16 protein-coding genes are annotated in these 14,683 nt (G+C 61.6%); 12 read left to right on the top strand and 4 right to left on the bottom strand.

Features of this window, described 5'->3' with window-relative positions:
• Positions 1 to 23 precede the first annotated feature (23 nt).
• The 8 genes from sdhC to J7557_RS08730 all read left to right on the top strand — a co-directional run bounded on the left by sdhC (position 24) and on the right by J7557_RS08730 (position 4,943).
• Entirely contained in the window at positions 24 to 410 is a 387-nt protein-coding gene (gene sdhC, locus J7557_RS08695; RefSeq protein ID WP_291419342.1) for a succinate dehydrogenase, cytochrome b556 subunit, read from the top strand.
• 2 nt (positions 411 to 412) lie between these two features.
• The gene (gene sdhD, locus J7557_RS08700; protein ID WP_291419344.1) at positions 413 to 805 is read left to right on the top strand and encodes a succinate dehydrogenase, hydrophobic membrane anchor protein; all 393 of its coding nucleotides are present in this window, start codon (positions 413 to 415) and stop codon (positions 803 to 805) included.
• Between the two features lie 5 nt (positions 806 to 810).
• On the top strand, positions 811 to 2,622 hold the full coding sequence (gene sdhA, locus J7557_RS08705) for a succinate dehydrogenase flavoprotein subunit (protein ID WP_291419346.1): 1,812 nt from the start codon (positions 811 to 813) through the stop codon (positions 2,620 to 2,622).
• A gap of 11 nt (positions 2,623 to 2,633) precedes the next feature.
• Positions 2,634 to 2,807 (top strand): hypothetical protein, encoded by a 174-nt coding sequence (locus tag J7557_RS08710; protein WP_291419348.1) that lies wholly within the window; start codon positions 2,634 to 2,636, stop codon positions 2,805 to 2,807.
• On the top strand, positions 2,804 to 3,346 hold the full coding sequence (locus tag J7557_RS08715) for an AprI/Inh family metalloprotease inhibitor (RefSeq protein ID WP_291419350.1): 543 nt from the start codon (positions 2,804 to 2,806) through the stop codon (positions 3,344 to 3,346). The genes J7557_RS08710 and J7557_RS08715 overlap by 4 nt, the downstream gene beginning before the upstream one ends.
• 2 nt (positions 3,347 to 3,348) lie before the next feature.
• Entirely contained in the window at positions 3,349 to 3,780 is a 432-nt protein-coding gene (locus J7557_RS08720) for a DUF3052 domain-containing protein (RefSeq protein WP_291419352.1), read from the top strand.
• 26 nt (positions 3,781 to 3,806) lie between these two features.
• Positions 3,807 to 4,097, top strand: coding sequence for a hypothetical protein (locus J7557_RS08725; RefSeq protein ID WP_291419354.1), 291 nt, complete (start codon positions 3,807 to 3,809; stop codon positions 4,095 to 4,097).
• A 63-nt stretch (positions 4,098 to 4,160) separates the two neighbouring features.
• A complete protein-coding gene (locus tag J7557_RS08730; RefSeq protein ID WP_291419356.1) occupies positions 4,161 to 4,943 on the top strand; it encodes a succinate dehydrogenase iron-sulfur subunit in 783 nt (260 codons plus the stop codon).
• 311 nt (positions 4,944 to 5,254) lie between these two features.
• Here J7557_RS08730 and J7557_RS08735 read toward each other — a convergent pair whose 3' ends face one another.
• The 4 genes from J7557_RS08735 to J7557_RS08750 form a co-directional block, all read right to left on the bottom strand.
• Positions 5,255 to 6,718 carry a hypothetical protein gene (locus J7557_RS08735; protein WP_291419358.1) on the bottom strand — a complete coding sequence of 488 codons (1,464 nt, stop codon included), beginning with the start codon at positions 6,716 to 6,718 and terminating at the stop codon, positions 5,255 to 5,257.
• 83 nt (positions 6,719 to 6,801) lie between these two features.
• Positions 6,802 to 7,758, bottom strand: coding sequence for a DMT family transporter (locus J7557_RS08740; RefSeq protein WP_291419361.1), 957 nt, complete (start codon positions 7,756 to 7,758; stop codon positions 6,802 to 6,804).
• Between the two features lie 225 nt (positions 7,759 to 7,983).
• Entirely contained in the window at positions 7,984 to 8,913 is a 930-nt protein-coding gene (locus J7557_RS08745; RefSeq protein ID WP_291419362.1) for a tyrosine recombinase XerC, read from the bottom strand.
• A 38-nt stretch (positions 8,914 to 8,951) separates the two neighbouring features.
• Positions 8,952 to 9,128, bottom strand: coding sequence for a hypothetical protein (locus J7557_RS08750; RefSeq protein WP_291419364.1), 177 nt, complete (start codon positions 9,126 to 9,128; stop codon positions 8,952 to 8,954).
• A 125-nt stretch (positions 9,129 to 9,253) separates the two neighbouring features.
• On the opposite strand from J7557_RS08750, the gene J7557_RS08755 reads away from it, so the two are divergent.
• The 4 genes from J7557_RS08755 (at position 9,254) to J7557_RS08770 (ending at position 14,665) form a co-directional block, all read left to right on the top strand.
• On the top strand, positions 9,254 to 11,422 hold the full coding sequence (locus J7557_RS08755; RefSeq protein WP_291419365.1) for a primosomal protein N': 2,169 nt from the start codon (positions 9,254 to 9,256) through the stop codon (positions 11,420 to 11,422).
• 237 nt (positions 11,423 to 11,659) lie between these two features.
• Positions 11,660 to 12,220, top strand: coding sequence for a F0F1 ATP synthase subunit delta (locus J7557_RS08760; protein WP_291419368.1), 561 nt, complete (start codon positions 11,660 to 11,662; stop codon positions 12,218 to 12,220).
• Entirely contained in the window at positions 12,220 to 13,755 is a 1,536-nt protein-coding gene (gene atpA / locus J7557_RS08765; RefSeq protein ID WP_291419370.1) for a F0F1 ATP synthase subunit alpha, read from the top strand. Before J7557_RS08760 ends, atpA begins: the two co-directional genes overlap by 1 nt.
• A 22-nt stretch (positions 13,756 to 13,777) precedes the next feature.
• Complete coding sequence (locus tag J7557_RS08770; RefSeq protein WP_291419372.1) at positions 13,778 to 14,665, top strand: F0F1 ATP synthase subunit gamma; 888 nt, start codon at positions 13,778 to 13,780, stop codon at positions 14,663 to 14,665.
• The last annotated feature ends 18 nt before the right edge of the window (positions 14,666 to 14,683 follow it).

Consider the following 14,683-nt stretch of genomic DNA (forward strand, 5'->3'; position numbering starts at 1 on the left):
CCTCCAGGCCCCCGGAAAGTTCAATGTCGGTCAGAGCCCGCCCCACATCTCCGCACCTCCAGATCTATCGCTGGACGATCACGATGACGATGTCGATCTTCCATCGTGCTACCGGCATTGCCAATTACGCCGGCATGGCGCTGTTGGCGATCTGGCTGGTTGCCGCTGCTGCCGATCAGGAAGCGCTCAATTTCGTCAACGTCATCTATGGCAGCTGGTTCGGCCAGCTCGTGCTCTTCGGTTTCACTTGGAGCCTTGTGCATCACATGCTCGGTGGTCTGCGCCACTGGGTCTGGGATTTTGCCGTGATGATGGAGCCGGGTCAGCGCGAGACCATGGCCTGGGCCACGATCGCCGCTTCGGTGGTCATCACCCTTCTTATCTGGACCGTCTTTGTGTGGATGGCTTGAACATGCGCGAAACCGTCATCACTCCCGCGTCCATCGCCAATCCCAAGGCTCACTATGGTGATGCCAAGGCCTCGACGCGCCATTTTATTACGCAGCGCGTTACCGGCCTGATCAATGTTCTCTTCCTCGGCCTCCTGCTCTTCATCGTCGTGCGCCTTGCGGGCCAGGATCGCGCCGACATGGTTTCGGTCATCGGCAATTTCTGGATCGGCGTGCCGCTGGCGGTGCTGATCGCCATCGCCGCTGTCCACATGCGCAATGGCATGCGCGATACGCTCGAAGATTACTTCGCCGGCTCCATGTATCGCCTGACCATGCTGCTCAACACGCTCTTCTGCCTGATCGTCGGCCTCGCCGGCGCTGGCGCCGTGCTTAAAATCGTCTTCTGGGGTTGATCGAAATGGCCAATTACGAACTGATCGACCACGAATTCGACGTGGTAGTGGTTGGCGCTGGCGGTGCGGGTCTACGCGCCACTCTCGGCATGGCCGAGCAGGGTTTTAACACCGCCTGCATCACCAAGGTTTTCCCGACCCGCTCGCACACCGTCGCGGCGCAGGGCGGCATTGCCGCTTCGCTGCAGAACATGGGCCCCGATAGCTGGCAGTGGCACATGTACGACACCGTGAAAGGGTCGGACTGGCTGGGCGACAACGACGCCATGGAATACCTGGCGCGTGAGGCTCCGGCCGCGATCTACGAACTCGAGCACTACGGCGTGCCCTTTTCCCGCACCCAAGAGGGGAGAATCTATCAGCGTCCGTTCGGCGGCCACATGACCGAATTCGGCGATGGCCCGCCGGTGCAGCGCACCTGCGCCGCGGCGGACCGTACCGGCCACGCCATCCTCCACACGCTCTATGGCCAGTCGGTCAAGAACGATGCGCAGTTCTTCATCGAGTACTTTGCGCTCGACCTGATCATGGGCGAAAACGGCGAGTGCCAGGGCGTCATCGCCTGGAAGCTCGACGATGGCACGCTGCACCGCTTCCGCGCCAAGATGGTGGTGCTGGCGACGGGCGGATATGGCCGCTCGTATTTCTCGGCGACTTCGGCCCATACCTGCACCGGCGACGGCAATGGTATGGTCGCTCGCGCCGGCCTGCCGCTGCAGGATATGGAATTCGTGCAGTTCCACCCCACCGGCATTTATGGCGCCGGCGTTCTCATCACCGAGGGCGCGCGTGGCGAGGGCGGCTATCTCACCAATTCCGAAGGCGAGCGTTTCATGGAGCGCTATGCGCCCAACGCCAAGGACCTCGCCTCGCGCGACGTCGTCTCGCGCTGCATGACGCTCGAAATCCGCGAAGGTCGCGGCGTTGGTCCCAACAAGGACCATATCTATTTGCACCTCGATCACCTTGATCCCAAGGTGCTGCACGAGCGCCTGCCGGGTATCACCGAATCGGCAAAAATCTTTGCTGGCGTTGACCTGACCCGCGAGCCGATCCCGGTGCTGCCGACCGTGCACTATAATATGGGCGGCATTCCCGCGAACTATCACGGCGAAGTCCTCAACCCGACGCCGGAAGACCCCAACCGTATCGTGCCGGGCCTGATGGCCGTGGGCGAAGCCGCCTGCGCCTCGGTGCATGGCGCCAATCGCCTTGGTTCGAACTCGCTCACCGATCTCGTGGTTTTCGGCCGCGCGGCCGCCATTCGCGCCGGTCAGGTCATAGACAAGGCCGCACCGATCCCTGGCATCAATGCCGCTTCGGACGCAAAAATCCTCGCTCGCTTCGATCGCCTGCGCAATGCCAACGGCTCACAGCCGACGGCGAAGTTGCGCGACGAAATGCAGCGCACCATGCAGGCTGACGCCGCCGTGTTCCGCACCGATGCCTCGCTGAAAAATGGCGTCACCGCCATGACCGAGATCTATTCGCGCCTTGGCGATGTGAAGGTCACGGACCGTTCGCTGATCTGGAATTCGGACCTTGTCGAAACCCTCGAACTCGAAAACCTCATGGCCTGCGCCATGGCGACGGTGGTTTCGGCCGAAGCCCGCCACGAAAGCCGCGGCGCCCATGCGCACGAGGATTTCCCGAGCCGCGACGACGTCGAATGGCGCAAGCACACGCTGGCGCTGGTCGATATCGAAACCGGCAAGGTGGAGCTCTCCTATCGTCCGGTGATCGTCGACCCGCTGACGCCCTATGACCAGGGCGGCATCGACCTCAAGAAGATCGCGCCCAAGGCGCGCGTTTACTGAGGACCGAAAGCATGTGCGAACAGTGCCGGGCTCTTGACGACGAAGACAACCTCGACGCGCTCGCGGCCGCCTTCTACTCAAGCTATGGCAAGGCAGCGGCAAAGCCGCTTCCCAAGGAGCATGCGCCTCTCGATAGCAAGGCGTCACCCGTCGCGGCGGCGCCAGCGAAGAAGGCTGCGCCATGATCCGGCTGCTTCTCGCCTCTGTTGCGGCTATGGCGCTAGCCGGTTGCTCGACCGGCTCCTTCTCCATGGCCTCCAACGCACCGCCGGCGACCGGCATGTATGGCCAGACCCAGCAGACGGCGTTCGGCAGCAATGGCGTCGCCACCACCAATAGCCAGGTCGATCCGGTAACCGGCCAGCGCGTCGTCACCGGCGGCAGCTTTTCCGTCGGCAATGCGCCGGCGTCCCCGGCCATGACCAATGCCATGATCGGCAACTGGACCCTCTCGGACAGCTATGCCCGCAATTGCACCCTGTCCTTTAGCGTCACGCCGCTGGACGGTACGTCGGGCGCGCTGCAGGCCAATCAGACCGGTTTTTGTTCCAATGAATTTTCGGCCCTCGCCGGCTGGATGGTCGCCGGCAATGGCGTCGTCCTGACCGATGCTTCGGGCCAGTTGCGCGGCCAGCTCGTCGCCGACAATGCCGGCGCGTATCTTGGCACCGTCAACACCATGTTCGGGCCGACCACGGTCAAGCTCAGCCGGGGCGGGGTGTGAGCATGAGTGATGTAGCGGGATATTCAGGTACGCCACTGGCGCAAAAACTGGGCTTGAAGGACGGGTTTCGTGCCCTCTTCATCGACCTTCCGACTTCGCTCAGCGATCTCACGACCTCGCGCGCCTTTGCCGAATCCTCGCGCCTCACGCTCGACCAGCTCGGGGATGCGCAACAGGGATACAATTTCATCCACCTCTTCACCGCTAGCCGCGCCGTGCTCGAAAAGCTGGCGCAGCCACTGATGGGGCTGATTGTCCGCGACGGGATGATCTGGGTGAGCTGGCCGAAAAAAGCCAGCAAGGTGCCCACGGACATCACCGAAGACACCATCCGCGAGATCGTCCTGCCGCTCGGGCTTGTCGATGTAAAAGTCTGCGCGGTGGACGAGGTTTGGTCCGGCCTCAAACTCGTTATCCGGAAGGATGCGCGATGAACTTTCAAACGCTCCATGGAGTGAGCATGCACAAGCTGATCCTCGCCCTGCCGCTTCTCGTTGCCGGCGCACTGCCCGCCTTTGCCGCGGCGCCGACTGCGGCGCAGAAGGAAGAGTTTTATTCGGTCTGCATGGGCATCGCCCAGGACGCGACGCTTTGCGGCTGCAAGGCCGATGCGGCCATGACGCTGATCGACGAGCGGTTCATGGGCGTCGTCATCGCTTCGATGAAGGGCGGCTCGCCCGCCGCCGGGGAATATGACGCCTACAATACCTACGTCGCCAAATCGAACCAGGTCTGCAAGCCGAACTACTGAGTTCGCGGCGACAGATGAATTTACGCCGGGTTGAGCGGCGTTTCGGAAGGAAGAGTTGAGAAAATGGCCGAACTTATTTTGGGCAAGGCCGACCGGCCGCAAAAGGGCAAGACCTGGGCAAAGCCCGAAGGCGCCACGCGCCTGCGCGAGTTCCACATCTACCGCTACGATCCGGACAAGAACGAAAATCCGCGCATCGATACCTATTTCGTCAATCTTGACGATTGCGGTCCGATGATTCTCGACGCGCTGCTCTATATCAAGAACAAGGTCGATCCGACCCTGACCCTGCGCCGCTCCTGCCGCGAAGGCATTTGCGGCTCGTGTTCGATGAACATCAACGGGCTCAATACCCTTGCCTGCACCAAGGGCATGGATGACTCCTCGGGCCCGGTGAAGATTTATCCGCTGCCGCACATGCCGGTCGTGAAAGATCTCGTCCCGGACCTGACGAATTTCTACGCCCAGCACCGCGCCATCGAGCCGTGGCTGAAGACGACCTCGCCCACCCCGCAAAAGGAATGGACGCAGTCGGTCGAAAATCGCGCCAAGCTCGACGGTCTCTATGAGTGCATTCTCTGCGCCTGCTGCTCGACCTCGTGCCCGAGCTATTGGTGGAATGGCGAAAAATATCTCGGCCCCGCAGCCCTCTTGCAGGCCTATCGCTGGCTGATCGACAGCCGCGACGAAACCACCAGCGAGCGCCTCGACAATCTTGAAGACCCCTTCAAGCTCTATCGCTGCCACACCATCATGAACTGCGCAAAAGTCTGCCCCAAGGGTCTCAACCCGGCCAAGGCCATCGCCCAGATCAAGAAGATGATGGTCGAGCGCAAGGCGGCCTAGTTTTAGGTTTTTCGGATTTTGGGGCTCGCGGCGATTGTCGCGGGCCTTTTTGTTTGGATAGGCCCCCTCATCCGGCCCTTCGGGCCACCTTCTCCCCCGATGGGGAGAAGAATGGGCCAGTGGCGCCCGCCTATTCCTCTCCCGATCGGGGAGAGGTGGCTCGGCGAAGCCGAGTCGGTGAGGGGGAAACTTCCCAAACAGAAACGGCGGAGCTTTTGCCCCGCCGCTCAAATCTCTTTTCCGTCGTCCCGGCAATCCATCTCGTCACAAGAGTGGACCACCGGAACAAGCCCGGTGGTGACGCTGGTTGGTCAGCCCTCGATCAGCACGATCGTGCCGGCCTCATAAGCCGCGCGGCAATCGTCGGCGTCGGCCAGGCGGTCGCTGTCGAGGAGCGTCGTGGCCGTGCCCGGGCCTTCAAAGCGCGGATCGTCGCATTCGTCGTCATTTGAATAGGACGAGGAATTGTCGCCGAAATCGATGTCCGAGCTGTCATAGGGCGCGCCGGCGGCATATTCGGGCGTGTAGACGAGGCGAATGGCAATCTTGCCTTCGTCGAGCAGCGTGCGGCAATCGGTGGCGTCGCCCATCAGGTCTTCCGAGAGCAGTTTTTTGTCGACGCCTGCGCCTTCAAAGCGCAGGTCGTCGCATTCGCCATCATTGGCCCACTTGGAAAAGTCCGAGCCGAAGTCGAAGGCAGCGGCCTGCTGTTCGCCATTGTAGACGGCGCGACCAGCTTCCACGGCCTCGCGGCAGTCGGTGGCGTCCTTCTTGATGTCTTCGGCAAGCGTGGTGCTGGCAACGCCCTTGCCGGTGAAGCGCGGGTCGTCGCATTCGCCGTCATTGGCCCATTCGGAGGAGTCATTGCCATAGTCGATCGCGGCAGCCGGGGTTGAACCACCATCCTTGAGGGTGACGGTGCCGGCTTCAAATGCTGCCTGGCAATCCGTCGCGTCCTTCATGCGGTCGGCATCGACCAGCTCGTCGGCAGCGCCCGTGCCTTCAAAGCGCGGATCGTCGCATTCGCCGTCCTTGGCCCATTCCGAGGAATCGTCGCCAAAATCGATGTCTGCAAGGGTTGCGACTGCGGTCGAGCCGCCATCCTTGAGGGTCACCGTGCCGGCCTCGAAGGCTGCCTTACAGTCGGTTGCGTCCTTCATCAGGTCGGCATCGACCAATTCAGTGGCCGAGCCTGCGCCGGTAAAGCGCGGGTCGTCGCATTCGCCATCCTTGGCCCATTCGGAAGAGTCATCGCCAAAGTCGATATCGGTGCTGGCGGCCGCCGTGGCTGTGCCGTCGTCCTTGAGGGTGACGGTGCCGGCCTCAAAGGCGGCCTGGCAGTCGGTGGCGTCCTTCAGGCGGTCGGCATCAACCAGTTCGTCGGCGGTGCCCGTGCCTTCAAAGCGCGGATCATCGCATTCGCCGTCCTTGGCCCATTCCGAGGAATCGTCGCCAAAATCGATCTCGGTCGCGGCGGTAGCTGTGGTGGTCGCGCCACCGTCCTTGAGGGTAACGGTGCCGGCTTCGAAGGCTGCCTTGCAGTCGGTGGCGTCCTTCATGCGATCGGCATCGACCAGTTCCGACGCGGCGCCTTCACCGGTAAAGCGCGGGTCGTCGCACTCCCCGTCATTGGCCCAATCCGAGGAATCATCGCCGAAATCAATCGTCGAAGCGGCAGGTGTGGTGTGTTTCTGGGCCAGGCTCGGCATGGTCGTGCCAGCCATCAAGGCGAGGCCTAGCAAGCCTGTTGCCATGACGTGACTAATCGCGCGCATCGGTTGTCCCTCCGGTTTTGCACCCTCGTTCTGGGGCGAGATTACAGCGGCTTTGCGGCAGTCAAAAGCGTAAATGCTGTTGTTTATTTTGTTCGGGATCGGCTGTTTCTGTCCGTGCGGGCAAAAAGCCAGGAGCCCAGCAGCACAAGTCCGGTACCCAGCGCGTGGATCCACGTAAAGGCTTCACCCAGAACAAAAACTGCCAGAACGATGGTAACGATCGGTCCGAAGGAAGCCGTGGAAGACGTCGCGCGCGCCCCGATCCGGGCAATGCCGCCATTGAGGAGGAACGATGGCAGCACCGTGCCGAAGATCCCGAGCATCAGGCCGATACCCCAGATATTGGGCGTGAAGGCCGCATAAGTGGCCGGGCCATCGACGACAAGGCTCTGGCCGATGGCGAGCACGGCAGCGGTCGACATACCGACGCAGGTAAAGACCATGGTGCCCAGCACCAGCATCTGCCTTTTGGCGAGGTGCTGGTAGAAGGCGAAAGTCAGGGCCGAACCCAGTACCAGCAGCGTACCCGTCACCAGCCCATCGGGTTCGACGCTGAGATTCCAGGCAAAGATGACCATCAGGCCGGAATAGCTGAGCAGCATGGCCGGCACGACTTTCCAGTTCATCCGGTCGCCAAAGAACCAGACGCCGAAGAGCAGGACGAAGAAGGGATAGGTAAAGAGCACCAGCCGCTCATATTGCGCAGACACAAAAGCGAGCCCAGCAAAGTCGAGATAGCTCGAGAGATAATAGCCCAGCGCCCCTACGCTCATTGCCCCGAGCAACCGGCACGGCGTCATCAGACCGCGCAGTTTCGAATTGCGCAGCAAAAGCATGGCCAGAATGACCAGATAGATCGGCAGCGCCATCATCATGCGCAGAGCCAGCGTTGCCTCCACCGACACGCCCTGGGCGAAGGCCAGCTTGATGAAAATGCCCTTGGTCGAAAACAGCGCTGCGCCAGCAAAGGCGAGGCCATAGCCGAGCATGTCGATCTTGGGTTGGGTTTGCGCTGAGGCGGCGATTTCCGGGGCACTCATGGGTTCTGTTCTTTCTGCCCCGCCCCGATGTCTCCCGCCGGACACCGCAAGGCGCGGGCCGGGTTGCCAAATGCTGGATGTCAGCCTTCGGTCCGCGCCCCTATGGGTCGGATAAGCGAGATCAGGACAAGCGAAATCTGCGGGCGCGAAGACATTTTTGTTTCTATAGTACCGGTGGGTACGGTTGGAAAGGCGGACTATGGCGAATCCGTCCAGCGGCAGCGCTTAGCCGCGCGGATGTGCCTTGGCATAGCTTTCCATCAGGCGTTCGGTGTCGACGGCGGTATAGATTTGCGTGGTGGAAAGGCTCGCATGGCCGAGCAATTCCTGGATGGCGCGCAGGTCGCCGCCTTTTCCCAAGAGGTGCGTCGCAAAGGAGTGGCGCAGCGCATGTGGTGTCGCCGAGGGCGGCAGGCCAAGGGCAGAGCGCAGCGACTCCATGCGCTTCTGGATTAGTCGCGGGGACAGCACCCCGCCGCGCACGCCGCGAAACAGCGGGTCTTCGGGCCAGAGCTTGAAGGGGCTGAGTTTGAGGTATTCTTCGATCGCCTGCCGCACCGGAGAAATCAGCGGCACCATGCGAATCTTGCCGCCCTTGCCGGTGACCCGCAGCACGTCGCTTTCAAGATCGCCCTTGGTGAGAGCTAAGGCCTCGGAAATACGCAGGCCCGCGCCATAGCAGAGCGAAATGACCGCCATGTCGCGTGCGGCGACCCACGGTTGCTCTTCCATTTCATCGACCGCGGCAATGGTCTTTTTTGCCTCGATCACCGTGAGGGCCTTCGGCAGCGAGCGTGGAATTTTGGGTGTGCGAATGGCGTTAAAAGCTTCGGTCGCCAGCACGCCTTCGCGCTCCAGAAAAGCAAAGAAGTTCTTGAGGGCCGAAAGCACGCGCGCCAGCGAGCGGGAGCCGAGGCTTTCTTCCCGGCGCTGCGCCATGAAGGCCCTGACATCGGCGGCGCGCAGCTCTTTGAGCGATTGCAGCGTGATCGGCCCGCCCATATGGCCGGCCAAAAAACTCATGAACTGGCTGAGGTCGCGGCTATAGGCTTCAAGAGTCTTGTCGGCCAGGCGTTTCACCGATCCCAGTTCGCGCATCCAGAGCGCGATCTGGGATTGGATAAAGGCATCGGTGGCAAAGGCGCTGTCGGTCATGGGCAGAGTCTATATCGGTTGGGTTACCGATCTCTAGCTTAGGCGTGCCAGCGCGATTCCTCGGATTGCGGTGGCAGACCGACATCGCTCCGCAGCCGCGACGGTACGGGCAGGCGGCGAGGCCGGGCCACGTTGATCAGCCAGTCGTAAAGGCTGGCATTGCGGGCGATGGCGACGAGATCGCCGGGGTCACGCCGATTTTCACTTCCAATCATCACGTCCTCCTGTTCTTTTCCTCCCAAGAACATTAAGTGAACGCAGTGACAGGGTCTGTCAGCATGGCGAGACGGGTCGAATCGCTTGCAATTCCCTGGGTCCGATGCGAACCGAACGGGCAGAGATGCAGACGCGGATGGACATTGTTGCTGTGATGGTCGGGGTCGCCGTTGACGGCCCCTATAGCTATCGCGTGCCCGAACACATGGTGGTCGAGCGCGGCTCCATTGTCGCCGTGCCGCTGGGGCCTCGTCTCATCCTCGGCGTCGTCTGGGGCGCACCCAAGGACAATATCGCCCATAACCGCCTGCGCGACGTGGTCCAGGTTTTTGACGTGCCGCCGCTCTCCGAAGAGCTGCTGCGGCTGGTCGAATGGGTCGCAAGATACACGATCACGGCGCCCGGGCAGGTCTTGCGTGGCGTATTGCGCTCGCCCGAAGCGCTTGATGCACCAAAGCCGGTCACTGCCTATCGCCGCACCGGAATCGAACCCGAAAAGCTGACGCCGGCTCGCCTTCGCGTGCTCGACGCGCTGATGGACGACATGGCCTGGCCCAAGCCGGCCTTGGTCGGCGCCACGGGTGTCTCTACGTCTGTCATCGATGGTCTCGAACGGGCAGGGGCGCTCGAAAAACTCGAAATCCCGGCCCCGCCCGTAGTCATGCCGCCCGATCCCGACGGGACGCCATCAAAACTCAATGCCGAGCAGCAGGCCGCGCTCGACAATATTTTGGTCCTCGATCCACACCGGTTCGGCGTCGCCCTTCTCGATGGCGTCACCGGCGGCGGCAAGACCGAAGTGTTTTTCGAGGCGGTGGCCGATACCCTCCGTGCCGGCCGGCAGGCGCTGATCCTCCTGCCCGAAATCGCGCTGACCAATACCTTTATCGACCGGTTCACCCGCCGCTTTGGCACGCGCCCTGCCGAATGGCATTCCGACATGACGCCGGTGCAGCGCTCAAAAGTCTGGCGCGGTGTGCTGGAGGGGACCGTGCGCGCCGTCGTCGGCGCCCGTTCGGCGCTGTTTTTGCCGTTTCGCGAACTGGGCCTGCTCGTTCTCGATGAAGAGCATGACGGCGCCTACAAACAGTCTGAAGGTTTTACCTATCACGCCCGCGACATGGCGGTGGTGCGGGCCCAATTCTCTCAGGCCCGCGTTGTGCTGTCTTCCGCGACGCCCTCGGTCGAATCGCGAAACAATGCCAATCAGGGACGCTATGCGCATGTGCGGCTCGAAAGCCGCTTTGCCGCAGCGGCCATGCCCGACATTACCGCCATCGACATGCGCGTGGACGGGCCGGAAAAAGGCTCATGGATCGCGCCGATCCTCGCCCGCGAGGTTTTTGCCGCGCTCGATCGCGGCGAACAGGCGCTGCTCTTCCTCAATCGCCGCGGCTATGCCCCACTCACCCTCTGCAATGCCTGCGGCCACCAGTACAAATGCCCGGATTGCTCGTCCTGGATGGTCGAGCATCGGTTCCGTGGCGTCCTCATGTGCCACCACTGCGGCCACGAAGTGCGCACGCCAAAACACTGTAGCGAATGCGGGCAGGTGGACAGTCTCGTGCCGGTTGGTCCGGGCATCGAGCGCGTCGCTGAGGAGGCGGCAGTCCGCTTCCCCGATGCCCGCCGCGTGCTTCTTTCTACCGATATGGGCAGCCACGCCCAGTTGCGTGAACGCTTTGCCGAGGTCGAGCGGGGAGAATATGATCTCATCATCGGCACACAGCTCGTCTCCAAAGGCCACCACTTTGAGAAGCTCTCGGTGGTCGGCGTGCTCGATGCCGATCTGGGCCTGGCTCATGGCGATCCGCGCGCGGCGGAAAAAACCTTCCAGATTCTGACCCAGGTCGCCGGCCGCGCCGGTCGCGCCTCTCGTCACGGCAAGGCATTTTTGCAGACCTACCATCCCGACCATCCGGTGATGAAAGCCATGGTTTCAGGCGATCGCGAGGCTTTTTACGCGCAGGAAATTTTGGCGCGGGAAGCCGGCGGCATGCCGCCCTTTGGGCGTCTCGCAGCCTTGATCGTCTCGGCCAATGACCATGACAATGCCACCAATTTTGCCCGCCTGCTGCTTTCTGCAGCGCCCATGGCCGATGGTGTCAGGCTGTTCGGTCCCGCCGATGCGCCCGTCGCCATGATCCGCGGCCGGCACCGGGTGCGGCTCCTCGCGCAATCGGGCAAGGATTTTGACCTTTCCGGCTATGTCCGCTTCTGGCTTTCAAGCGCCGAAAAGCCCAAGGGCGACCTCAAAATTCAGGTCGATATCGACCCCATGAGTTTCATGTAGCCGGTCGCCTGAAAAAGCCCGCTTGTCCCCATGACAAGCCTGCGACATTTTCGCCGCAATCGAATCGTGCCACCCAGCCTTGCAAGGCCCGCTTGGCTTGTGTTAGAGCGAGCCCGACTTGAAGGGGTCCTGCGGGGGGTAGTCCGACTGGGGCCTCATTTCCGGACACGTTCAAAGCGTTGAATAAGCCGACCTGATCAAGTTCAGGGAACGGCAACATAAGAGGGTGAAGCGACATTGGCAGCGCAGAATTCAGTGCTTACCCAGATCGCGCGGCCATATGCGTCGGCGCTGTTTGACCTCGCTCAGAGCGAGAATCAGCTGGCCTCGGTCGAAACCGGCCTTTCCGATATTTCCCGCCTCATCGGCGAAAGCGACGATTTCTCGCGCTACCTGCACTCGCCGGTCATTTCGGGTGACGTGAAGGCTGCAGCGCTCGACGCGATCCTGAATAAGGCCCAGGTCAACCCGCTGGTTGCCAATTTCCTGCGCCTTGTGGCCAAGAATGGTCGCCTCTTCGCGCTCGACAATATCATTGTCGGTTTCCGCGAGCTGGCCGCTGCGGCCCGTGGCGAAACCACTGCCGAAGTGACTTCGGCAACCCCGCTGACGGCGGACCAGGTTGCGGCCCTGAGCAACACGCTCAAGACCAAGCTCGGTAAAACCGTCACGCTCAACCAGTTTGTCGATCCCTCGCTGATCGGCGGCCTTCAGGTGAAGGTCGGCAGCCAGATGATCGATTCTTCAATCAAGACAAAACTCGCTGCGATGAAGATCGCCATGAAAGAGGTCGGATAATGGACATCAAAGCCGCGGAAATTTCTGCGATCCTCAAGGACCAGATCAAGAATTTCGGCCAGGAAGCCCAGGTTTCGGAAGTCGGTCAGGTGCTCTCCGTCGGTGACGGTATTGCCCGCGTCTACGGCCTCGACAAGGTGCAGGCCGGTGAGCTCGTCGAGTTCCCGGGCGGCATCAAGGGCATGGCGCTGAACCTCGAAACCGACAATGTCGGCGTCGTGATCTTCGGCAATGACCGCTCGATCAAGGAAGGCGACGTCGTCAAGCGTACCGGCGCCATCGTGGACACCCCGGTTGGTCCGGGCCTCCTCGGGCGCGTCGTCGACGGCCTCGGCAACCCGATCGACGGCAAGGGCCCGATCGTGCACACCGAACGTCGCCGCGTCGACGTCAAGGCTCCTGGCATTCTGCCGCGCAAGTCGGTTCACGAACCGATGTCGACCGGCCTCAAGGCCATCGACGCGCTGATCCCGATCGGCCGTGGCCAGCGCGAGCTGATCATCGGCGACCGCCAGACCGGCAAGACCGCCATCATTCTCGACACCTTCCTCAACCAGAAGCCGGCCCACGATGCCGACGCTTCGGACACCGACAAGCTGTTCTGCATCTATGTCGCCGTTGGCCAGAAGCGTTCGACCGTTGCCCAGTTCGTGCGTCAGCTCGAAGAGTCAGGCGCCCTGCAGTACTCGATCGTGATCGCGGCTACCGCATCCGATCCGGCTCCGCTCCAGTACATCGCGCCGTTCACCGGCTGCGCCATCGGCGAGTGGTTCCGTGACAACGGCAAGCATGCCGTTATCGCCTATGACGATTTGACCAAGCAGGCCGTTGCCTACCGTCAGATGTCGCTGCTTCTGCGTCGTCCGCCGGGCCGCGAAGCTTACCCGGGCGACGTTTTCTACCTCCACAGCCGTCTTCTCGAACGCGCTGCCAAGATGAACGAAGACCACGGTCTTGGTTCGCTGACCGCTCTGCCTGTGATCGAAACCCAGGCAAACGACGTGTCGGCCTATATTCCGACCAACGTGATCTCGATCACCGACGGCCAGATCTTCCTCGAAACCAACCTGTTCTTCCAGGGCATCCGTCCTGCCGTGAACGTTGGTCTCTCGGTTTCGCGCGTTGGTGGCTCGGCTCAGGTCAAGGCCATGAAGCAGGTTGCCGGCTCGCTCAAGGGCGAACTGTCTCAGTACCGCGAAATGGCCGCCTTCGCTCAGTTCGGTTCGGACCTCGACGCTGCTACCCAGCGCCTCCTCAACCGTGGTGCGCGTCTCACCGAGCTGCTCAAGCAGCCCCAGTTCGCTCCGCTCAAGACGGAAGAACAGGTTGCGGTGATCTTTGCCGGTGGCCAGGGCTATCTCGATACCGTTCCGGTCAACAAGGTCCAGGACTTCGAAAAGCATGTTCTGTCGAACCTGCGTTCCAAGCATGCTGACCTCTTGAAGACCATCGCTACCGAAAAGCAGCTCAGCGACGATACCCGCGCCAAGCTGAAGTCGGCTCTCGACGACATCAAGAAGACCTACGCGGCCTGAGCCCTGAAGGAGACGACAGGCAATGCCGTCGCTAAAGGATCTTAAGAACCGGATCGACTCGGTCAAGTCGACGCAGAAGATCACCAAGGCCATGCAGATGGTTGCGGCGGCTAAGCTCCGCCGTGCCCAGGATGCAGCCGAAGCGGCCCGTCCCTATGCCGAGCGCATGGGTTCGGTGCTGGCGAGTCTGGCTGCCGTCTATGACGGCCAGTCCGATGCTCCCGTCCTTTTGGGCGGCAATGGCAAGGATCAGGCCCATCTTCTGATCGTGGCGACTGGCGAGCGCGGGCTTGCTGGTGGTTTCAACTCTTCGATCGCGCGTCTGGCGCGCGATCATGCCAACAAGCTCATCGCTGCCGGCAAGACCGTCAAGTTCCTGACCGTCGGCCGCAAGGGTAACGATATCCTCAAGCGCCAGTTCGCAGACAAGATCATCGAGACCGTCAGCTATCGCGAAGTCAAGAATATCGGCTTTGCGCAGGCCAGCGAGATCAGCCACAAGGTCCAAGCCCTGTTTGCTGCCGGCGAATTTGACGTGGCAACCCTGTTCTATGCCAAGTTCAACTCGGTGATCAGCCAGGAGCCGACGGCCATCCAGATCATCCCGGCCAAGATCGAACGTGTGGAAGGTCAGGGCGAAGCCGCGGCCTCTACCGTGATCTACGAATACGAGCCGAGCGAAGAGGCAATCGTTGAAGACCTGCTGCCGCGCAATATCAGCGTGCAGGTGTTCCGCGCCATGCTCGAAAACAGCGCCTCGTTCTACGGCGCGCAGATGTCCGCCATGGACAATGCGACCCGCAACGCCGGCGAAATGATCGGAAAGCTGCAGCTGAGCTATAATCGCCAGCGTCAGGCCCAGATCACCAAAGAACTCATCGAAATCATTTCTGGCGCGGAAGCGCTCTAACCCATCAGCGAGGACGAA

Origin of the sequence: Devosia sp. (assembly GCF_017744655.1) — a bacterium.
Lineage (GTDB): Bacteria > Pseudomonadota > Alphaproteobacteria > Rhizobiales > Devosiaceae > Devosia.